Origin of the sequence: Thermogemmatispora aurantia (assembly GCF_008974285.1) — a bacterium.
GTDB lineage: Bacteria > Chloroflexota > Ktedonobacteria > Ktedonobacterales > Ktedonobacteraceae > Thermogemmatispora > Thermogemmatispora aurantia.
The window spans coordinates 315,934-336,131 of record NZ_BKZV01000002.1 but is presented as its reverse complement, the minus strand read 5'-3'; the positions used below and the strand labels follow the sequence as shown (position 1 = coordinate 336,131).

Here is a 20,198-nt window from a genome sequence, read left to right as displayed (position 1 = left end):
TACAGGGGAACCTGTAGGAATAGACGGACAACTTTCGCTTTTTTCAGTAGGTACAGTTAGCGCAGAAGTCAAAGAGGAGCGGCAACCAGTGTTGCGCGCGCGGGCGGGGCAGGTCGAAGAGCAGGAGGGAGAGTTTCAGGATGGGGAGCGCCGTGGACGGGGCAGGGGAAGGAGCAGGGAAGGCTCAGCCGGCCCCGATCTGACTGGCTACTCGGCTGCCAATATCCAGGTACTGGAGGGGCTAACAGCTATTCGCCATCGGCCTGGCATGTATATTGGCTCAACCTCGACCTCTGGACTGTTGCATCTGCTCTGGGAGGCCCTTGATAACGCTGTCGATGAGGCCGTGGCTGGCTATGGCCGCCACATCTGGGTACGTATCGAGCGTGATGGCCGGGTGACGGTGCGCGATGAGGGGCGCGGCATGCCTTTTGATCCCATGACCTATCAGGGGCGGACGCTGCCGGCGGCGACCGTCATCATGACCGTGCCGCACTCGGGCGGTAAATTCTCCGAAGGGGCCTACAAGACCGCTGGTGGCCTGCACGGGGTCGGTGCGACGGTGATTAATGCCCTCTCCGAAGAGCTAGAATTGACCATCTGGCGCAACGGACAGCAGTTCCGCCAGCGCTTCCAGCGCGGCCTTGCTCTGCCGCATGAGATTACCCCTTGTGATCCAAGCTTGCATGGGACGCAGCTCTGCTGGCTCTATGACCGGAGCATCTTCGATGCAGATGCCTACTATGCTCCCGAGGCGGTGCAGAGCCGGCTCAAGGCTGCCGCCTATCTCAATCGGGGGGTGGCTTTCCATCTCGATCTCTGGGACGAGTCCAGTGGGCAGCAGGTGCAGCATCTCTTTTATTCGCGCGAGGGTCTGCCCGATTATGTGCGCGACCTGGCCGCCGGTGGCGCTGCGGGTGGCCAGCCGCTCTTCAAGCAGGTGATCGCCATTGCCGGCGAGCGCGATGGTGTCCAGGTGGAAGTTGCTCTGCAGCCTACCACTGGCTTCAAAACGGCCCTGTTCAGCTATGCCAACGCCGTGCGCACGCGTGACGGCGGCGTCCATGAGACTGGCTTCAAGGCAGCCCTGACGCGCGTTGTGCATGACTACGCCCTCAAGTGGGGAATCATCAAGAGCCGTGACAAGGAGGGCTTCCGCCCCGAGGTCATTCAGCAGGGCCTCAACGCCGCCATCTCGGTCAAGCTGAGCAACCCACAGTTTCAGGGCCAGACCAAGGATCGCCTCAACAATGCCCCGGTTGAGGGTATCGTGCGCTCGATCGTCGATGAGGGACTCAAAGAGTGGTTTGAGCGCAATCCCGCTGCCGGTAAAGAATGGATCAAAAAGATCCAGCAAATGCAGAAAGCCCGTAACGAGGCGCAGTTGGTCGAGGAGCTGGCGCGCAGTGGCGAGAAGAAGAGTGGTGAACTCATCGACACCTCGCTCTCGCGCAAGTTTCTGAAGTGCAATACCAATGATCCGGCGCGGGCTGAACTCTTTATTGTCGAAGGCGACTCTGCCGGAGGCAGCGCTGGCCAGGGGCGCTTCTCGGAGTACCAGGCGGTGCTCAAGCTGAAAGGAAAGCCCTTGAATGTGGCCAAGGCCGATCTGGAGCGCATTCTGCGCAACGAGGAGATCCGCACGATCATTAATGTCCTTGGCACGGGCACCCGTGACGCCTTCGATATCAGCAGGCTGCGCTTCCAGCGCATCATCATCGCCACCGACGCCGATGTCGACGGCCTCCATATTCAGTGTCTGTTGCTGACCCTCTTCCACCAGGAGTTTAGCGAGCTGATCGAGCGTGGTCATGTCTACATCGCCTGCCCACCGCTCTATTCGGTGCGCTATAAGGGGCGTGTTATCTGGCTGCTGGACGACGAGGCGCGGCAGCAGTTTCTGGCCACCCATCCTGATGCTCAGGGCCTGGAGTTCAAGCGCTATAAGGGACTGGGGGAGATGAATCCCCAGGAATTGCGCGATACGACCTTCGATCCGGCTCAGCGCACCCTCAAGCGAGTGACGCTAGAAGATGCGGTTCTGGCCTCGAAGCTGGTGGCCGAGCTGATGGAGGATCGCAATGCAGAGGCCCGCCGCAGCTTTCTGGCTGAGCACGCGCGCAAGATCAGAGAGATCGATGTCTAGCGGTAGGAAGACAGGGACCGATTGATGACGGAGACAGAGCAAAGGATAGGTAGACGAATGGCACGCATGTCTGATCGTTCGGTTGAGCAGGGAACGATTCGGGAAGAAGATTTTGCGGTGCTACTGGCGCGCGCCTTCGCCACTTATGGGCTGTCGGTGGTAACCGATCGGGCCCTGCCGGATGCCCGCGATGGCCTCAAGCCGGTGCAACGCCGTATTCTGACAGGGATGCACGAGGCCGGCTATCGCTCCGATCGTCCCACAGTGAAGAGCGCCGAGGTGGTAGGGCTGATTCTGGGCAACTACCATCCTCACGGCGACGCCTCGGTCTATGAGGCCGCTGTGCGCCTGGCTCAGCCTTTTACCATGCGCTACCCTTTGATCGAAGGCCAGGGCAATATGGGCAGCGAGGATGGCGATGCGCCCGCCGCCTATCGCTATACAGAGATGCGTCTCTCGCCACTGGCCGAGGCGCTGATGGCCGATCTGGAATGTGAGACAGTGCCCCTGCACCCGACCTATAAGCAGGACCCGAAGGTCCTGGAGCCAGATTATTTGCCCGGGCGCCTGCCGCCCGTGATTAATCCCTCCAGCGGCATCGCCGTCGGCCTGGCGACCAATATTCCACCCCATAACCTGGCTGAGGTCTTGCGGGCCTGTATCGCTCTGCTCGATCAGCCCGAGATGAGCGTTGAGCAGCTGATGAGCATCATCCAGGGGCCGGACTTTCCTCAAGGTGGGCGCGTCATCGGCCTCGATGGCATTCGCGACTACTTTACCACAGGCAAGGGTCGCATTGTGATCCGCGCTGAGGTGCGACTTGAGGAGACGCCGCGCAGTCGCTCACTGGTCATCGTGCAGATTCCTCCTGTGGGGCGCGATCGGGTGAAGGTCTCCATTGCTGAGGCCATCAATGCGGGGCGCGTTGAGGGGCTGCTGCCGGATGTGCGCGATGAGAGCGACGCCGAGAAGGGCACGCGCATTGTCCTCGACCTGCGAAAAGATGCCGATCCGGCGCGCGTACTGACGCAGTTGTATCAGGAGACCGATCTGCAAGTCTCGCTCTCCTTCCAAATGGTCTTTCTCTTCGGGGAACCAATGCAGCCGGCTCGCCAGCCGCGCCAGGTGGGTATGCTGGAGCTGCTCAACTATTGGAATGCCCATCAGGTGGATGTGCTGACGCGCCGCGCACAGTTTCAGCTGCGCAAGGCTCGCGAGCGCTTGCACGTTTTGGAGGGGCTGATTATAGGAGCGGCCAACGCTCAGGAGATCGTGCGTCTCTTTCAGCAGGCGGAGGACCGCGCGGAGGCGCGCCGGGCCATCGAGGAGCGCTACAAACTGACGGCAGCTCAGTCGGAAGTTATCGCTGGGATGACGCTCTCTCAGGTGACGCGCCTGGACGCCCAGAAGTATGCCCGTGAACGCGAGGAGCTGCTGACGCGGGTGGCTGAGCTGGAGCATCTCTTGAGCGATCGGCGGGCGCTGGTGACGCTGCTCAAGAAAGAGATGCAGCAGTTGATCCGCCGCTTCGGCGATGCGCGCCGCACGGTCATTGATGCCCAGGCGCGCGTCGATGAGCCGGTGCGCGAGGTGTTGCCACTGTATGAGCGAACGCCTCTGACGCTGGTGCTGACGCGGGCGGCCACGGTTAAGACCCTGCCGCCTGGCGCCTATGGATCGCGTTCGACGGAGCGCTATGGGCCGGTACGTGGCGACGAACAGCTGCGTCAGATCCTGGCAGGCTACTCTCAGGATGCTGTGCTCTGCGTCGCTTCCAGCGGGCGCGTCTTCCAACTGCCGGCTTTTCGCCTGCCACAGGCGACGCGCTCGGCCCGTGGTGAGCCGCTGGCTCGCTTGCTGGCGCTCAATCCTGATGAGGAGCCAGTGGCGCTCTTCACGCTGGAGGCGCACGAGGAGGATCGCTATCTGGTGACCTTCAGCCGCCAGGGGAAGGTGAAGAAGTCGCCGCTGAGCGAGTATCGCACGGTGGATGAGGAAGGCTTGCAAGATATGAAGCTGGCGGAGGGTGACGCGGTGGCAGTGGCCCTGGTGGTCAGGGCGGGTGGCGAGTATCTGGTGAGTAGCGAGAGCGGCCAGACCCTGCGCTTTGCCGATGAGAGCCTGCGCGTCCAAGGCCGCGCTGGTCAGGGAGTGATGGCCATGACCCTGGCTGCCGGCTCTCGCCTGGTGAGCGCCTGCTATCTGGGACAACCGCAAGAGCTGCCAGCAGAGGAGGCCCGGCAGAGTGAGCAAGCTGACAGTGTGGCCGCTTCGACCGCGGCTTTGCTGGTCCTGAGCGAACAGGGCTATGCTAAGCGAGTACCTGTGGAGGATCTGCCCTTGCGTGGGCGGGCAACGGCTGGCGTGAGCAGCCTGACGCTTGTTCCGGGTGATCACCTGCTGACGACGCTGCTGGTCCAGCCCACGGATCAGCTACTCTTCATCTGGCGCCCAGAGGGTGCGAGCAAAGGCGAGCAGACACTGGTGCTGTACGCTCAAGAGATCCCCTTGCTGGGCCGCACTGGAGCTGCACAGCGCCTGGTTGAGGGCCGTCTCCTGGCTGCAGTCTTGTTGCCGCGTACTCTCGACAGCTGAAGCTGCCAGGCTGGCGAAGGCAAGGCCAGGATCAGGGGCTTGCCTCCCCCGCGTGAAGAGGGGAGCGGCACTGCGCTTAGGCCGGTGTTACTGGATCCTGGCCTTGACGCCAGACATTGCCTCTGCGGGCTTGGCTGTGCCGCTTCCCTGGGGCAATGCCCGGCGGGGCCCTCTTTTTCAGAGAACACTTGACTTTTTGGTGAACTTAGTTTACTCTCTTTGGAGAGGAGAAAGCCGAAAGGGGAGGCACAGTGTGGGCAGCAAAGAGCGGCGGGAGCGCGAACGCGAGGCCACGCGGCAGGCAATTCTGGAGGCGGCTCTGATGATTGCCGCCCAAGAGGGCTGGCAGGCTGTCACCATGCGTCGAGTGGCTGAGCGCATCGAGTATAGTCCCTCCGCGCTCTATAAGTACTTCGAAGATAAGGAGGCCATTCTCGAAACGCTGCTGGTGCAGGGCTTCGCGCGCTTGTTGGAGGAGCTGCGCCAGGCCGCTGCTGAGGAGGAGGACCCCGGGGAGCGACTACTCCGGATTGCCTCTGCCTACTGGAGTTTCGTCTGGCGCAATCAGACGCTCTATGAGTTGATGTTTAGCCTGCATCAGGGGCTGCATGATATTAAGGAGGCTAAGGCCACCTTTGCCCTGGTGCGGTCGGCTCTGGCAAGCTGGAGCGAGGCCCACGCCGTGGCCCTGCGCGATCTGGATGACGCCGTCGATATCCTCTGGGCCACTCTGCATGGCTTGGTAAGTCTCGCGCTTGCTTTCCTGATCTACGGTGGCCCACCTCGCGCTCAGTTGCTTCTGAAACGGGCAGTGCACGATCTGCTGCGCGCCTGGAAACAGGCTCCCTCATCCTAATTTTTTTTGAAGTATGGTGAACTTAGTTCTCTTTGTTAACAAAGTTAACGAGATGTTGCGATGATGCTCTGGACGCTCCTCTGTGAGCGGCTGCTGCTGGCTGTTCTGGCAGGTGGAAGTCTGGTCATGGCCACCTGCGTACGTCCACCTCTGCTGCAAGCGCTGAGAGAGGCCGGCTCAGCGCTGGAAGTCGATCTGACCGATCGCTTACGCCTGCAGGTGTGGGAGCGTTTCAACTATCTGGCTTTGCTGTCTGCGCTGCTGCTCCTCGGGCTTTTTGCCTGGCAGGCTCTACTGAGTGGTCGCGGGGAGCCGGAGCCACTGCTGCTGAGCGGCCTGGCGGCCCTCTGTACCCTCGCGCTCCTGCGCAAGCTCTGGATCGACCGTCGCCTGCACTGGCTTCAAAGGGAGCAGCGCGAGGGAAGGACTGCCGGCGAAGGCGGGAGCGCTATCGGGGTACGTGAGCGACGTGAGCTGGTGCTGCTCTCTATGGGAACGTTACTGCTCTCTGTTGGCTTACTGGCTTGGCCGCTGCTGCAGGCGTCTGGCCGTTAAGTGATAAAGGAGAATCGCTATGGGAGGCTCAAGCTTTCAAGGTAAGGTGGTGCTGGTCGTGGGAGCCACTGGCGGGATTGGCGCGGCCCTGGTGCATCAGCTACTGGCTGCTGGCGCGCGGGTGATCGCTGCGGCGCGTTCACCGGAGCGTCTGGCTATGCTGGTATCTGAAACAGGGCAGTCCCCGCAGCTCCTGGTCTGCCCCACTGACGTGCGCGATCGTCTGCAGGTCGGGCACCTGTTGGCCTGGGCCTGGGGGCGCGTGGAGCGCATTGACCTCGCCATCTATTGTGCCGGCATCGAATATCTCGGGCCGCTGACAAGCATTGACGGCAAAGAGCTAGAGGAGATGATGGCCACCAATTTCTACGGCCTCTTTTTTCTGGTCCAGCAACTTCTGCCGCTGATGGATAAGCAGAAGGAGAAGGGTACGATTGTCTGGGTCTCCTCGCCGATGGCGCGTCTAGCCTTTCCCTGGGCGAGTGTTTATGCGGCCAGCAAGGCGGCTGGCGATGCCCTGATGACCGGGCTACGTCGCGAGTGTTGGCGCAGCGGTCTGCGCCTGCTGACTCTCTACCCGGGACCAACGGCGACGAGGGCTGGTCAGCAGCTGCCGCCTGAGCGTCTGCCGCGCTGGCATGAACAGGGACAAAAGATGAGGGCCGGGCGTTGTGCTGAGTTGCTGCTGCGGGCGATCGCCGCCGGCCAGCGGCAGCGGGCTGTCACTATGCCGCTGCGCCTGCTATTCCTCCTGGAGCGCTGGCTGCCAGCCCTCAGCGAACGCCTCTGTGCCGGCATGCCGCTCTAGCTGGTGGGCACCAGCTTCGCTGTAAACGCTTTGGCGCCGCCTGGGCTGACGAGAAGCAAATGGCCTGCGCTGACCTGTCAGCGACTCGCTCGATCTCCGCTCTGCTGAAGGTGTGAGGCAGTTTGAAAGCCCGTGGCCTGGCTTGCTCTTCTTGGTGAGTCTTGCAGCACTCGTAAAAGGCCCTTGCTTGACGGAGATGAATTCTGCGCCTCACTATACTGGGGGTAAAGACCGGACGGCTTCACTGGCGAAGCGGTTATCAAGAGATCTCCCTGATCCTCACGGCAGTAGCGAGTCATGAGGATCAGGTGATATGTGGTCGAGCTAAACGGATTATCAAGGCGAAACGAGGAGATAGAATCATGCCACGAATGACAAGGCGCAGTTTCCTCAAGCGAACCTCCGTCGGCGTGGCCACCGGAAGCGCCCTGGTGGGGGCTTTTGCTGTGGCGAAGCCGGTTGAAGCCCAGCCAACAGGGGCAAGTACTGCAGGCGTGGGGCGGATGACGTATGCCGACCTGGCATCCACCCCAGTGAACGACGAGCCTCTGGTGCTGCATGTGCGTCAACGTAGCACAGGAGAAGTTAGCATTCTCACCGGCACACGCGAAATCACCTATCGCGATCCACGTCTGGTTGCTCACCTCCTCAAGAGGGTTGCACGACCATGATCATCGCCTGCATGTGGCAGGGGAAGGAGAGGTAAGGTCAATGTCATCACATCGCGAAGCTCCAGAGATTGCCAAAGATCCGGTTGCTGACAACACCGACGTCTATGCCTTTGTCAGCCCAGACAGGCCGGAGACAGTTACCCTGATCGCCAACTACATTCCGCTCCAGGAGCCAGCCGGAGGCCCTAACTTTTACGAATTTGGCGATGATGTCCTCTACGAGATCCACATCGACAACGACGGCGACGCCCTGGCCGATATTACCTATCAATTTCGCTTTGAGACGGAGGTACGCAACCCCGATACCTTTCTCTACAATACTGGACCGATCACTGCGCTCGACAGCCCTAACTGGAACCGGCGTCAGTTCTACACAGTGACGCGCCTCGAAGAGGACGGTACCAGCAAAGTGCTGGGGCGGCATCTGGCCTGTCCGCCTTGCAACATTGGACCGCTCTCAACACCCAACTATGAGGAACTGGCCAAAGCAGCTATTCATCAGCTGCCGGGCGGCGGTCAGGTCTTCGCTGGTCAGCGCAATGAAGGTTTCTACGTGGACCTGGGGGCTATTTTCGATCTGCTCGACATTCGCCCGTTACAGAATCTGCATCTCTTCCCGCGGCCTCCACAGCCGGGGGTTGATGCTACCAAAGATCTCAATGTTCACAGTATCGCCCTGCAGGTGCCCAAATCCAGCCTGACGCGTGAGGGCTATGCCGCTACCGATCACAAAAATCCGCGCTCGGTCATCGGGGTTTGGGCTTCAGCCAGCCGCCAGAAGGTGACCCTGCACGACCATGAGCAGGAGCCTGCCCATACGGGGCCTTGGGTGCAGGTCTCACGCCTGGGCAACCCTCTCTTCAACGAGGTCATTGTCCCGCTAGGCAAGAAGAACCTCTGGAATCGCCTGGCTCCCAAAGATGACGCTGCCTTCGTCCAATATGTCGAGCATCCCGAAGTAGCGCGCCTGCTGCCTGTACTCTACCCCGGAGTTTTCCCCCACCTGCAGGCCCTGACGGCGCCGCGCGCTGACCTGGTTGCCATTCTGCTCACGGGAATCCCCGCCGGCCTCATTGACGGCTTCCAGAACTTTACCGGCTCGAAGCCTGCTGACCTGCTGCGGCTGAACGTAGCCATTCCACCCGCCAGTAAGCCGAACGTCTTCGGCCTTCTGGGTGGAGACCTGGCTGGCTTCCCCAACGGGCGGCGTGTCTTCGACGACGTGGTGACCATCGAGCTGCGGGCTGTGGCCGGAGCCACCTATCCGCTCATCGATCACCACTATATGCCCGATGCGGCTGTCTCTAAGCTCACGGGCGGTGTTTCCCCTCGCACCAATTACCTCAAGCACTTTCCTTACTTAGCCACGCCCAAGAGCGGCTTTGAGGTGCCAGCGAGCTGAAGGGCAGGACGGTCCAGTCCGAGCTAGGCCTTGGTCGTCTGCCAGGTGCCACACCCGGCTGGCTGCCTGAATTGCCAAGCGGCCAGCCGGCCAAGATCGTGCATGCAGTCTGGGGACACAGGTTGGTCGCCTGCCCTGCCAGGCTATAGAGCAGTACAACAAGCAAGCATAGTGACAGGCCCAGAGAGGCCAGGATGGGAGGTAAGGTAAGAAGAGATGGAGGAAAGTCACTCGTTTTTTGAGCGTGTCCACAGCGAGCCGGTAGTGCTGGAGATTGGGGGCGAGATCGGGGCCTTGCTCCTGTATACCGACCCCGAGCTGCGTGGCAAAGAGATCGAGGTGAGTCCCGTGCAAGAGCCGCAGCGACGCACCCACACGGCAGTATTGGAGCGACATTTCAATGGCAAGCAACTCTTCGCTGCCGTTTTTGCAGCTCTGCCTGCCGGCGTCTATACCTTGTGGAACCTCGATGGCCAGGCGGCTGGCACAGTAGTCATCAAGGGAGGCTGCGTCAACGAAGTCGATTGGCGACGGCCTCAACAGGCGGGCACAGGCCACTGAAGCCAGCATAAGAGGCCGGGCGCTCTGCAACCGCTGCAACCACGAGGCGGCATTGCACGGCATTGCACTTTCACTGCACGTTGGCTATAATTGGCGATGGAAGCGTCAGGACGATCGGATCGGCGCTGCGGCGATTACCCTCTCCTCCTATCTCCTCAGGCAAAAGACCTGGTCGGCCTCAGCCAGCTAGCAGGTGCGGAGCGCAGGCAGGAGAAACAGGCGCTGCAGTCACGTTTGAAGTGATCGATCGTCCCGTCGTGTAGCGCCGCTGTACTCGCTAGGGGAGCTTGGTGCAGCCAGGCTGAGAACACCACCGGAGTGTGTGGGGGACCCTGAACCAACCTGATCTGGGTAATGCCAGCGAAGGGAACGCGGGTGATTGCGAAAACTGTGGCCTCGTCAGCAGCTGTCATAGTTTTCTGCTTCCCCTTCATTCATCCCGCAATCGGCGATTCCTGGCCTGAACGCTCTCCCCGCGCTTGATCCGCTTTGTGGAGGTCAGGTCGTCATGTCTGCCACTGAAATGCCAGCCACATCTGCAGACGGCAATCTCTCCGCCCGTCTGCGCGAGAGTGTTCTGCCCCTGTGGCAGCGCCAGTTGCAACATCCCTTTGTTGTCGCTCTTGGCGACGGCTCCCTGCCGCGCGCCAATTTCGAGTTCTATATCCGGCAAGATGCCCTCTTTCTGGACGTGCTGGCGAAATGTTTCGCCTATGCGGCAACACGGAGCGAGGATCATGCCGAGATCGAGCAATTTGGTCGTCTGCTGCTCAACACTCTCGTGGTCGAGCAGGATCTACACCGTCGTTATGGCGAACGTTTTGGGCTGACACCCGAACAAATGGCCGCCACGCCGATGGCGCCCACCAACTACGCCTATACCCGCCATCTTCTGACGATCGCTACCACTGGCTCTCTTCCCGAGATCATCACCTCCATGCTGCCCTGTGCCTGGATCTACGCCGAGGTAGGCACGCATCTCACGGGCAACAGGCCGCCTGCTCCTGATCATCCTTATGCCGACTGGCTACGTACCTATGCTGATCCCGAATTCGATGCCGTGGGGCGCTGGCTGCGCGAGCGTCTGGATCTGCACGCTGAGCGCCTCCCAGCGGAAGCCATTGCCCGTCTCTACGAGATCTTTCGCATCAGCACCTGCTATGAATGGCTCTTTTGGGAAATGGCCTGGCGACAAGAGCAATGGCCGGTCTGAGTGCCAGGAGCAGAGAATATCGCCAGGCACTGGTAATGTCATCGAGCTAACAGAAGAGCGAGGAAGAGCATGAGTGAAGAGCAGCGACACCCGCGGGCGTTAACTATCGCTGGCTCGGATTCGTCCGCGGGGGCCGGCATTCAGGCCGATCTCAAGACCTTCGCCGCCCTGGAGGTCTACGGTCTCTCAGCCATCACGGCCATCACGGCCCAGAACACCCTGGGGGTGCGGGCCGCTTTCGAACTGCCTCCGGAGCTAGTTGAGGCCCAGATCGACGCGGTGCTCGAAGACATCGGAGCCGATGCTGCCAAGACTGGCATGCTCGCTACTGCTCCCATTATTGAAGCAGTCGCCCGCAGCGTCGCTCGCTGGCAACTGCGGCTGGTCGTTGATCCAGTGATGGCCGCCAAAAGTGGAGACCCGCTGCTGCGACCCGAGGCGGTCGCGGCCCTGCGTGGTGTCCTGCTACCTCTGGCGGAGGTGGTAACGCCCAACCTGCCGGAGGCTGAGATGCTGACCGGACGGCATATCGAGACGCTGGAGGAGATGCGCGAGGCGGCCCGGGCTATCCACGATCTCGGAGCGCGCCACGTAGTTGTCAAAGGCGGGCACCGTCTGGATGCCCCGATCGATGTCTACTTTGACGGAACCGGTTTCAGTGAATTGCGCGCCGAGCGCATCGAGACCCGTCATACCCACGGCACCGGCTGCACCTTCTCGGCGGCCATCGCCGCCTTTCTGGCGCGCGGTCTTGCCGTTGCTGAGGCTGTGGCTGAGGCCAAGCGCTATGTGACCGAAGCCATCCGGCATGCCCCAGGTCTCGGCCACGGTCACGGACCCACCGAGCACTTCTGGCAATGGAAGCAGAGCAAAGAGGCACAGACACGATGAATCAGCAGCAAGAAGACAGCAATACTGGCTTGGAAAAGCTGGAAGGACTGGCATCCCTGGTGAGGATCATTCGCGCCCGCAAGCCCCTGGTGCACCACATCACCAACATGGTGGTGATGAACGACACGGCCAACGTAACGCTTGCCATCGGGGCCTTGCCCGTCATGGCCCATGCGCGCGAAGAGGTGGAAGAGATGGTCAGCCTCGCCAGCGCCCTGGTGCTCAACATCGGAACCCTTGTGCCTGAGCAGATCGAGGCCATGCTCCTGGCTGGCCGACAAGCGAATGAGCGGCAGATCCCCATTGTCCTCGATCCCGTCGGGGCCGGGGCCACACGCCTGCGCACCGAGAGTGCTCTCCGCCTGCTGCGGGAGCTGCACATCACGGCTCTGCGCGGCAACGCCTCCGAGATCGGAGCCTTGCTGGGTGTGGAGGGCGAAACGCGCGGCGTCGAGTCGATCTCGCTGTCTGAGGAGCGGGAAAGCGTCGCCCAGCGGGCGGCGCGCCAGTTCGGCTGCTGTGTAACGATCACTGGAGCGCGCGACGTCATCAGCGATGGCCGGCGCCTGGCCTACGTCGAGAACGGTCATCCCTTGCTGGCCAGCATTACCGGCAGTGGCTGCATGGCTACTACCCTGGTGGCGGCCTTCCTCGCCGTAGAGCCGGATGCCTGGAAGGCCAGCATCGCTGCTCTCGTTACCCTCGGTCTGGCCGGCGAGCTGGCTGCCCAGAAGGCGGCTGGCCCCGGCACCTTCCGCTCCCATCTGATCGATGCCATCGCCGCTCTTGACGAGGAGACCATCCGTCGTGGACAGAAAGTGAGTGTGATCGCCTGATGGTGGAGCTATTGCCCTGTGGCTGGAAGCGCGAGGAGTTGATGCCGCGTCTGGCGTTGCATGTCCTCACCGACCGCGAGTGGTCGCGGGGGCGCGATATGCAGACCGTGGCCGCGGCGGCCTTGGCTGGTGGGGCCACCATTATCCAACTGCGCGATAAGCAGGCGACGACGCGCACCCTGGTTGAGGAGGGCCTGGCGCTGCGCGAGCTGACCCGTCGCCACGGTGCCTTGCTGATTGTCAACGACCGTGTTGATGTAGCGCTGGCGATCGAGGCCGACGGCGCTCACGTGGGGCAGGACGACATGCCCGTGGCGCTGGCTCGCAAGCTGCTAGGTCCCGGGCGCATCCTCGGCGTTTCGGCGGGTAACCTCGCAGAAGCCGAGCAGGCGGTGGCCGAAGGGGCGGACTACCTGGGAGTCGGCCCGATCTATCCGACGCGCGGCAAAGCCGATGCCGGCCCGGCCACCGGCCCCGCGCTCCTGCAAGCTATCAGTGCCCGCTATCGAGTGCCGCTGGTGGCGATTGGCGGGATTACGGCGGCTAACACGCCGGAGGTGATTGCGGCGGGCGCCTGTGGTGTCGCCGTGATCACCTCCGTTGTCGCCGCCGAGGACATCACCGCGGCGGCGCGAGCTATTGCCGAGCAGGTCAGAGCGGCGCGGGCCGCCGCCGGCCTGACTGGAGAAGCGACCTAGGTAGACCTGGCCTGGCCGGGCGTCGTGAAATGATCCCAGCTCTGTACTGATAGCGGCTCCTCGCGTCCATCTGGCCAGCGCAGACGAAGGCCGCTCGCAGCCTCCGTAATCTGGCCGATGGGGGTGATGGGAGCCGCCCCTGCCGCGGCGAAACGTGCTTGTACGGTCTCTTCGTAGCCCGGAGCGACCGTAAAGAGCAGCTCATAGTCCTCGCCACCGTGCAGGGCCCAGGCCAGCGGATCGCGCCCCAGAGTCGCGGCCAGAGCTTGCAGCTCCGCGGAGAGGGGCAAGCGAGCCACCTCGATGCTAGCTCCCACGCCGCTGCGCTCACAGATATGGCCCAGGTCGCCGCTCAGGCCATCGCTCACATCGATGAGCGCCGTCACAATCTGCGGGCCGAGCTGGCTCAACAGGCGTCCCTCGGCCAGGCGAGGTCGTGGCACGCGGTGGACGGCGCGCAGCCGCTCGCAGGCCGTCGGAGGATAAGGATGGTCTGGATAGAGCAGTGAATGCAGACCTGCCGCCGAGTCACCTGGATAACCGGTCACGAAAATGGTATCGCCAACGCGGGCGCCGGCACGCGTCAGCACCCGCCCGCGCTCGCTCTCTCCAAGTAAGGTGATATCGATTGCCAGTGTCTCCGCCGCCCCAGTGCCGCTGACGTTGCCGCCAATGATCAGCGTCTGAGCGGCAGCCGCTTCCTGGCGCAGGCCGGTGTAGAGTCCTTCCAGGACCTCCAGCGGGCAACGACGTGGAATATGCAGGGAGATCAAGGCGTAGCGCGGCTCACCACCCATCGCCGCAATATCGCTGAGGTTGATGGCCAGCGCCTTCCGCCCGACCTCCTGCGGCGAGGAGGTGTGCAGCGTAAAATGCACTCCTTCGACCTGGCTGTCACAGGTCAGCAGCAAGAGCCGTGGACCGCCAGTATCGAGGACGGCGCAGTCATCTCCAATGCCAACCACAACCTCCTCGCGCGAGGGCAAGCCGGCTGTCAGACGGGCAATTAACTCAAATTCGCTCCAGGTCCCTGCAGACATCGCTTGGCAATACCTCCAGGCTTCTCTGGGTCTATCACTTGGCTGTCGCTCCTTCCTTGTTCTCTCAACGAGGACAGCGCAGGCCCGCCAGGCAGCCGGGCCGCAGCAAGGAAGAGAAAACGCGCGGGCGCCCCCTCTAGCCAGGGTGCGCTATAGTCTCTGGTAGAGAACAGCGTATCCTATCTTCCAGTCTTACCGCACGGAGAGACAGCCCATGCAAACGATCATCAGCCTTCTCGGGCAGGTCCACATTCCTGCAATCATTGCTGCGCTGCTTCTCTGCCTGAGCTATCTGCCGTCCCTCTGGCGAGAGCTGCGGCAGCCCCAGGCGGGGGAGCGCCCCGGTCAGGCACGCTGGCGCCTGCTGGCCTTCCTCGTAGCCATTGTCGCCATGCTCGCGGTCCTGGTGACCCCCATTGATCAGCTGGCGCGTAGTCAGCTCTTTCTCATGCACATGCTCCAGGTGATTGTCCTGAGCACCGTCTGTGCACCCCTCCTCCTGCTTGCCTTGCCAACTGTCCTGGCCGGGCGGCTCCGGGTGAGCGAGGATCAGGCCAGGGCCACCGGGCCTGCTCTACTTCGCTGGCTGACCCGCCCCTTGCCGGCCTCCATGCTCTATAACGGCCTCTTCCTCCTCTGGCATCTGCCGCCGCTCTACCTCGCGATCAGCGAGCAAGCTGTCCTCTATGATCTCGCCCTGGTGATCCTGCTGCCGCTGGCCTTGCTCAACTGGTGGCCGCTGCTCGGCCCCACAGACGAAAAGCTGCGCCTCAGCTACCCGGCCCAGATGCTCTACGCTTTTCTCGATGGGCAACCGATTGACATCTTTGCCTTCCTGCTTGTCTTCTCGGGGACCCTCTTCTACCCTATCTACGCCCAGCAGCCGCATCCACTTATCGCTCCACTCAGCGACCAGGAGGCTGCTGGGGCCATGTTACTTGTGCCAGGCCTTGTGGACCTGCTCGTCATGACGCCCCTCTTCTTTCGCTGGCTGGCTCTGCTTGAAGAGAAAGCCAGAGTACGCGATCAGCAGCTTCAGCAGGCGCTGGAGACAGAAGAGCAGCAGCGAGCATTGTCAGAAGACCGGCAAACAGCGCCTTCACCCGGCTCGCCGCGCGCGGAGTGACTGCGAAAAGCATGCTGTCTGGCAACAGACTGGTTGAGGGCAGACAGACCAACAGACAGACAGACTGACTGATTGACTGACTGACGAAGACCGGAGCCTGTCCTCAACCAGCCTCAGATGGCTAACTGCTCCGTGGCCCTTTCGCTCTTTCTTCCAGGGTCGGTCTCCTGGAAAGGAGGCGGGCCAAAGTGAGGGGGCACTCAGGCGCTACCGCGTTTCAGCGCTGGCACCCCTTGCGGGCGCAGCCGTGGGCGCAGCGAACGCAGAAGAGCCAGTACCAGCGAGCCATCATGCTGATGAACGCGGTAGAGCGCCAGGCCAACCTTGGGCAGGCTCAGCGTCTCCGGATAGACCAGATAACGACTTTCCCAGCGCGGCTGAAACTTCTTCTTAAAGGCCAGGAGTGAAGGTCCGCCTGTCAGGCCGGAGAGGCGGCCCGTCAGAAAACTGATGCTTGCCGCCAGCAGCGTCTCATCCTCCTCCTGATTGCAATTGCTTAAGGGAGCCAGCCCCAGGCTTACCACTTCTGCCCCCTGCTCCTTCAGGAAAAAGAGTGAGCGGGTCAGCAGCAGCTCCATCGTACCAGGAACCGCTTGAGATGAGCGGCGCATCAAATCCAAAGCCCAGCCGCGGCGCCCATAGATTGGGACGAAGGAGACAAAGGCATGGACTGTTTGCTCTTGATCGATGGCCAGCGCATAGAGCTGAGGGGACGTCTCGAATGGATGGAAACGGCTCATACTGAAGCCCATTTCTATGCCGCCCTTTTGCTGGAGCCACTCGCGGGAGATACGAGCCATTTGCGTCACATGCTCGGAGGAGGTCACACGCCCCTCATAGAAAACCACTGTTAGCCCAGCCTTCTCAGCGCGACGCGCGCTCGTCCGCAGATTCGCCATTGCGCCGCCCTGGAGCGAAAAGGAAGGCAGCTCAACGATGGCATCCTCACCAATCTTCAGCAAATGCAGACCAGCGGCGCGATAGTAAGGAGCCAGCTCAGCACGCACCTGCCAGAAGACCGGAGTCCAATCCTGAAGCTCGCAGAAAGCCAGAAACTGGCGGATCAGCCCCGGCAGCTCGGCCTCTGGTCCTACGGGATCACCGGCCACCACCGCCGTCGTCCCCTGGAGCACAAAACCGATCACTGCCCGACCCGAATCCGCGAAGAAAAAAGACTTTTCACCGACCAGCAAGTGATAAGAAATCGAATTCAGCCCGTAGAGGCGGACCAGTTCCTCAACGCGCTGGCGTTCCTCGGTCTGCGAGAGCAAAGCCGCCGCCACCGGGCGAAAAATCTGCCACATCCCATAGCCCACGGCACTCATACACAGTAGCGGAAGCGCACGTGCAAAAAGAAAAGCCGGGGTCCCACGTGGAAAATGGAGATGGGCCCAGCTCAACAGCCCCAAAAGGACCGCCTCCAGACCCCAACGGTCGATCAATGGCTCGAAATCGCTGTAGAGCGTTAAGAAGCCGCCGAGGGTATAGAAAAAGACGATGCCCAAGCCCAGGGCCAGCACCACATAGCCGCGAAAGATCGAAGGAGGGTCACTGCGAGCCTGGAAGAGGGGGGAGCAGCAGCCCAGCAGGGCAGCCAACGCCAGAACGAAGAGAGAAGGGAGCGGCAAACCGGCCCGGGGATGGTAGAGCAATAGGGCTGAAAGCACTAACAAGAGCAAGGTCATCAGCCAGGCCTGGCGCTTACCGCGCGCCAAACCATAAGAGAGCATCAGCAGGAAGAAGCCTACCACTGCGGTCAAAGGATGGGCGTGCGGGTGAGAGACAGCCAGCGCGCCTAACCAGGCATTGGGAAGGATGTCCCAGGCTGCCAGGGCGGGCATAAATAGAGAAAGCATATCCACCAATCCCACCAGACCGATCACCACAACGATCCCCAGGCGGCTCAGGCGGCGAAGCTGTTGGTGTGTAGCAACGCTGCGAGAAAAAACAACCCCTAGCATGGAATTTCTTCTTCAACTTCCCTTCTATACTGAGCGATCGAGTTGCCTGTTCTGTACAAAGAAACGATGCAGGCCGCTTCCCTGCAGGCCAGCGATAAGCCACCTGAAAGGCGCCTGGAGATATCTTTTCCCAGGAGAGTCGGCTCACTCCTTTCAGGTTCTTCTTCTCTTTCCACTAGGGTTAGACGTAGGAACAGGTAGAAAAGTTGCGATGGCTAGGAGTTCTGGAGTGTCAGCCCACCTGGAAAGCTCTTTCCGGGCCAATCGGCATGCGATGGAGCTGGCTGATTGCTTGCATCAGATGCTGATTAAGAATATACTGCATAAAAGAAGGATTATCATGAAGGAAGCAGCCAAAGAAGTGCATAGAAAGGAGGGAATATGAACTTCTCACTTCTCAACAAGCTGGTTCAGGCGGCGAAGCGAGACGGCCTCACCCTGCAGTGGAGCCTGATCCATCTGCTCGATCGGCTTGAACGCTACGAGCAGCGGCTGGGCTATCTCCGTTATCGCGATGGAGACAGCGACGAGAGCGAAGCGCAGCAGTTGCGTCTGGATAATGAGGCTCTAGCCCTCGTGCTGCTCGCCGTCTTAAAGGCCTATCCGGCAGGGGCTGATATTGCCCTCGAAGAGCCGCGCTTGCCCGAGCTGGCCTCTCTACTCAGCGAGCTGGCACCGGAGCGCCGTGATGGGCAGGCAAGGGAGAAGCGCGAGCGTTGCTAGCCGTGACCAGGTCTGCTGATTGGATCGAGGGCAGCGAAGAAGGGCCAGGCCTGACAGATACGGCCTGCGTAGAGAAGCTGAGCTGGCAAAGGTTAGTTTCTGCTTAGAAAAGCCTACAGCGGAGCTTATCCGCCGCTGCTGCGCTTGTCATCCCCGGCAGAAGACGCTACCCTGTTTAGCAGGAAGAACGAAAGCGAGGCAACGGTGTATGCAAATAGATCAGAAACAAGAAAGCCCCTGGCGAGGAAAGCGTGGAAGCGATGGACATCTTGCCCAGCGTGCCCTGGAGGGAGACGAAAGCGCCTTTGAAGCGCTTGTCCAGCGCTACAGCGGTCCGCTCTTCAGCTTCATTTGCCACTTTCTAGGTGACTACGATCAAGCCTGTGATATTTTACAGCAAGTCTTGCTCCAGCTCTATCTCTCGCTACCTGGCCTCCATTTGGGCGTTCCTCTCAAGCCCTGGCTCTTTCAGGTCGCGCGCAACCGCTGTCTTGACGAGCTGAGACGGAAGCGAGCAGTAACCTTCTCCGAGCTGGAGGGTGGGGGAGAGGAAGGAGAAGAGCTACCTGTCGCCGTTGAGAGCATTGCGGACGGACGTCCCCTACCCGATGAGCTAGCTGAACGCCATGATCTCCAGCGACTGCTCCTGGCAGCCATTCACAGCTTGCCGCCCCGTTTTCGGGCCGTTGTGCTGCTGCGCTACACAGCCCAGTTGAGCTTTGCTGAGATCGGGCAGGCGCTCAGCATGCCCGAAGCCACGGCCAAAACCTATTTCCAGCGCTCCAAGCCTCTCTTGCGCGCTTCCCTCACCGGACAGGTGCGAGCCGGAACCCCCTCCTGACAGGCCAGAAGGAAGCGGCCTGCCAGGCAGGAGGGCAGGACGCCAGCCCACCCAGCCGCTCTAGAAATTCGAGGCGTCCTTCACCTCCTCACGATAGAGCGCAGCGATACGCTCTGCTGTGGTTAGCACCGCCGCACGCAGACGCGCCGGACTCAGCACCACGGCCTCACTGCCAAGCGAGAGCACATAGGCGACAGCTTCCTGCAGCGACTCCTGTTGCACCCGTATCAACACACTACCATCGGCCTCTTCCCGCAGCACCGTATAGTTGCCACGCAAGCGATGACGCGCCGCTGCCTTGACACGCAAGGTTGCCGTCAGCAGCTGCTCTTGTTCGGCTAGATGATGCCGTGTCTCCTTCCAATAGATTTGCAAATCAAAATTCGGTGGTGGCTGAATCCGCTCCTGGCGAACACGCAGATCCTGAATATAGCCAACGCGGAAAGTCTCAACCTGCTGACTCGCATGGCAGAAGGCTACCAGGTACCAGACCCCGGTACGCACCTGACGCGAAGTCAGACCTTTATAGACCAGGCCGTAGGGATCAACCCGTAGCCAACGCAGAGCGGGCATCGCCTGGCGGGTCGTCCAGGGATAAAGCAGATCGAGGCGGTGCCCTGTCAGCACAGCGTGACGAATACGTTCCAAAAACGCGCCCGTTGTCCCATCGTCCTCCCAGGCCGTGGTATCAAACAAGATATGCTCGCGCGCTGCCTTGATATCGGCGCGGTACTCCTCCGGCAGTGCGGCCTCCAGCTTAAAGAGAGCCCGGTGCAGACCATCGTCGTCGGCAAAGAGGCTATAATTGCCGGCCATATCCACGCCGAGCACCAGCGAGACCGCTTCCTCGCGTGTAAAGGCAGTCGCATCGAAGTGATAGTGGTCTGCAAGATAGTAACCACCGCCCGGGCCGTAATCCATCGCGATGGGGACATGAGCAAGCGAAAGAGCATCGATGTCACGGTAGATGGTGCGTGCTGAGACTCCCAAAATGCTCGCCAGGCGTTGGGCCGTCATCTTCCCGCGTGTTTGCAGGAGCAGAGTAATCGCCAGCAAGCGCTCTATCTTCTGCATACTTCTAGTATGGAGCGATCCTACTGAAAAGACAAGGGATACTGCGGAACACACTGCACAATTATGCCGCTCTACATACTATCTGCTCTTTCCTGACCGATAGGCGAGCGCTGAGATTGCCAGGCTTCTCCCCAGGCGCAGCGAATTTCGCGGCCTGTCTCCCGATTGCATGAAAGACTGACACCTTGCTGTCAGCTATAG

General features: G+C 61.1%; 18 protein-coding genes. 15 read left to right on the top strand and 3 right to left on the bottom strand.

Translation table 11 applies throughout. From position 1 onward, the window contains the following. Positions 1–88 precede the first annotated feature (88 nt). The 12 genes from KTAU_RS08140 to thiE all read left to right on the top strand — a co-directional run bounded on the left by KTAU_RS08140 (position 89) and on the right by thiE (position 13,232). On the top strand, positions 89–2,146 hold the full coding sequence (locus KTAU_RS08140) for a DNA gyrase/topoisomerase IV subunit B (RefSeq protein ID WP_228026360.1): 2,058 nt from the start codon (positions 89–91) through the stop codon (positions 2,144–2,146). 57 nt (positions 2,147–2,203) lie between these two features. After that, positions 2,204–4,741 carry a DNA gyrase/topoisomerase IV subunit A gene (locus KTAU_RS08135; protein ID WP_151727910.1) on the top strand — a complete coding sequence of 846 codons (2,538 nt, stop codon included), beginning with the start codon at positions 2,204–2,206 and terminating at the stop codon, positions 4,739–4,741. A 253-nt stretch (positions 4,742–4,994) separates the two neighbouring features. Continuing rightward, positions 4,995–5,597, top strand: a complete 603-nt coding sequence (locus KTAU_RS08130) for a TetR/AcrR family transcriptional regulator (RefSeq protein WP_151727909.1) — start codon at positions 4,995–4,997, stop codon at positions 5,595–5,597. A 60-nt stretch (positions 5,598–5,657) separates the two neighbouring features. Further along, entirely contained in the window at positions 5,658–6,152 is a 495-nt protein-coding gene (locus tag KTAU_RS08125) for a hypothetical protein (protein WP_151727908.1), read from the top strand. A gap of 19 nt (positions 6,153–6,171) precedes the next feature. Next, positions 6,172–6,960 carry an SDR family NAD(P)-dependent oxidoreductase gene (locus KTAU_RS08120; protein ID WP_151727907.1) on the top strand — a complete coding sequence of 263 codons (789 nt, stop codon included), beginning with the start codon at positions 6,172–6,174 and terminating at the stop codon, positions 6,958–6,960. A gap of 362 nt (positions 6,961–7,322) precedes the next feature. After that, positions 7,323–7,631: a twin-arginine translocation signal domain-containing protein gene (locus KTAU_RS08115; RefSeq protein WP_151727906.1), complete on the top strand. Its 309-nt coding sequence runs from the start codon at positions 7,323–7,325 to the stop codon at positions 7,629–7,631. Between the two features lie 40 nt (positions 7,632–7,671). After that, on the top strand, positions 7,672–9,033 hold the full coding sequence (locus KTAU_RS08110; protein WP_151727905.1) for a DUF4331 domain-containing protein: 1,362 nt from the start codon (positions 7,672–7,674) through the stop codon (positions 9,031–9,033). Positions 9,034–9,249: 216 nt separating this feature from the next. After that, the gene (locus tag KTAU_RS08105; protein WP_151727904.1) at positions 9,250–9,594 is read left to right on the top strand and encodes a phospholipase; all 345 of its coding nucleotides are present in this window, start codon (positions 9,250–9,252) and stop codon (positions 9,592–9,594) included. A 508-nt stretch (positions 9,595–10,102) separates the two neighbouring features. Continuing rightward, entirely contained in the window at positions 10,103–10,807 is a 705-nt protein-coding gene (gene tenA / locus KTAU_RS08100; RefSeq protein WP_228026359.1) for a thiaminase II, read from the top strand. Between the two features lie 69 nt (positions 10,808–10,876). Further along, positions 10,877–11,698 carry a bifunctional hydroxymethylpyrimidine kinase/phosphomethylpyrimidine kinase gene (thiD, locus tag KTAU_RS08095; RefSeq protein ID WP_151727903.1) on the top strand — a complete coding sequence of 274 codons (822 nt, stop codon included), beginning with the start codon at positions 10,877–10,879 and terminating at the stop codon, positions 11,696–11,698. Continuing rightward, a complete protein-coding gene (gene thiM, locus KTAU_RS08090) occupies positions 11,695–12,534 on the top strand; it encodes a hydroxyethylthiazole kinase (RefSeq protein WP_151727902.1) in 840 nt (279 codons plus the stop codon). The genes thiD and thiM overlap by 4 nt, the downstream gene beginning before the upstream one ends. A 41-nt stretch (positions 12,535–12,575) precedes the next feature. Continuing rightward, complete coding sequence (gene thiE, locus KTAU_RS08085) at positions 12,576–13,232, top strand: thiamine phosphate synthase (RefSeq protein ID WP_151728213.1); 657 nt, start codon at positions 12,576–12,578, stop codon at positions 13,230–13,232. Here the strand turns inward: thiE and thiL are convergent. Next, positions 13,229–14,272 (bottom strand): thiamine-phosphate kinase, encoded by a 1,044-nt coding sequence (thiL, locus tag KTAU_RS08080; protein ID WP_151727901.1) that lies wholly within the window; start codon positions 14,270–14,272, stop codon positions 13,229–13,231. The genes thiE and thiL overlap by 4 nt on opposite strands. Before the next feature lie 214 nt (positions 14,273–14,486). Here thiL and KTAU_RS08075 point away from each other — a divergent pair, with 214 nt between their 5' ends. Further along, complete coding sequence (locus tag KTAU_RS08075) at positions 14,487–15,398, top strand: cytochrome c oxidase assembly protein (RefSeq protein ID WP_151727900.1); 912 nt, start codon at positions 14,487–14,489, stop codon at positions 15,396–15,398. A 200-nt stretch (positions 15,399–15,598) separates the two neighbouring features. Here KTAU_RS08075 and KTAU_RS08070 read toward each other — a convergent pair whose 3' ends face one another. Continuing rightward, positions 15,599–17,359: a bifunctional lysylphosphatidylglycerol flippase/synthetase MprF gene (locus tag KTAU_RS08070; RefSeq protein ID WP_151727899.1), complete on the bottom strand. Its 1,761-nt coding sequence runs from the start codon at positions 17,357–17,359 to the stop codon at positions 15,599–15,601. Positions 17,360–17,740: 381 nt separating this feature from the next. Here KTAU_RS08070 and KTAU_RS08065 point away from each other — a divergent pair, with 381 nt between their 5' ends. Together KTAU_RS08065 and KTAU_RS08060 are read left to right on the top strand one after the other, a co-directional pair. Next, positions 17,741–18,082, top strand: a complete 342-nt coding sequence (locus tag KTAU_RS08065; protein ID WP_151727898.1) for a hypothetical protein — start codon at positions 17,741–17,743, stop codon at positions 18,080–18,082. A gap of 208 nt (positions 18,083–18,290) precedes the next feature. Then, a complete protein-coding gene (locus KTAU_RS08060) occupies positions 18,291–18,923 on the top strand; it encodes an RNA polymerase sigma factor (protein WP_151727897.1) in 633 nt (210 codons plus the stop codon). Positions 18,924–18,983: 60 nt separating this feature from the next. On the opposite strand, the gene KTAU_RS08055 is transcribed toward KTAU_RS08060, so the two are convergent. Then, positions 18,984–19,997 carry a helix-turn-helix transcriptional regulator gene (locus KTAU_RS08055; protein WP_151727896.1) on the bottom strand — a complete coding sequence of 338 codons (1,014 nt, stop codon included), beginning with the start codon at positions 19,995–19,997 and terminating at the stop codon, positions 18,984–18,986. Between the last annotated feature and the right edge of the window lie 201 nt (positions 19,998–20,198).

Coding starts and splice junctions, on each gene's coding strand:
- KTAU_RS08135 (WP_151727910.1), top strand. CDS start 2,204: ATGGCACGCATGTCTGATCGTTCGGTTGAGCAGGGAACGATTCGGGAA.
- KTAU_RS08125 (WP_151727908.1), top strand. CDS start 5,658: ATGATGCTCTGGACGCTCCTCTGTGAGCGGCTGCTGCTGGCTGTTCTG.
- KTAU_RS08120 (WP_151727907.1), top strand. CDS start 6,172: ATGGGAGGCTCAAGCTTTCAAGGTAAGGTGGTGCTGGTCGTGGGAGCC.
- KTAU_RS08115 (WP_151727906.1), top strand. CDS start 7,323: ATGCCACGAATGACAAGGCGCAGTTTCCTCAAGCGAACCTCCGTCGGC.
- KTAU_RS08110 (WP_151727905.1), top strand. CDS start 7,672: ATGTCATCACATCGCGAAGCTCCAGAGATTGCCAAAGATCCGGTTGCT.
- KTAU_RS08105 (WP_151727904.1), top strand. CDS start 9,250: ATGGAGGAAAGTCACTCGTTTTTTGAGCGTGTCCACAGCGAGCCGGTA.
- tenA (WP_228026359.1), top strand. CDS start 10,103: ATGTCTGCCACTGAAATGCCAGCCACATCTGCAGACGGCAATCTCTCC.
- thiD (WP_151727903.1), top strand. CDS start 10,877: ATGAGTGAAGAGCAGCGACACCCGCGGGCGTTAACTATCGCTGGCTCG.
- thiM (WP_151727902.1), top strand. CDS start 11,695: ATGAATCAGCAGCAAGAAGACAGCAATACTGGCTTGGAAAAGCTGGAA.
- thiE (WP_151728213.1), top strand. CDS start 12,576: ATGCCGCGTCTGGCGTTGCATGTCCTCACCGACCGCGAGTGGTCGCGG.
- thiL (WP_151727901.1), bottom strand. CDS start 14,272: ATGTCTGCAGGGACCTGGAGCGAATTTGAGTTAATTGCCCGTCTGACA.
- KTAU_RS08075 (WP_151727900.1), top strand. CDS start 14,487: ATGCAAACGATCATCAGCCTTCTCGGGCAGGTCCACATTCCTGCAATC.
- KTAU_RS08070 (WP_151727899.1), bottom strand. CDS start 17,359: ATGCTAGGGGTTGTTTTTTCTCGCAGCGTTGCTACACACCAACAGCTT.
- KTAU_RS08065 (WP_151727898.1), top strand. CDS start 17,741: ATGAACTTCTCACTTCTCAACAAGCTGGTTCAGGCGGCGAAGCGAGAC.
- KTAU_RS08060 (WP_151727897.1), top strand. CDS start 18,291: ATGCAAATAGATCAGAAACAAGAAAGCCCCTGGCGAGGAAAGCGTGGA.
- KTAU_RS08055 (WP_151727896.1), bottom strand. CDS start 19,997: ATGCAGAAGATAGAGCGCTTGCTGGCGATTACTCTGCTCCTGCAAACA.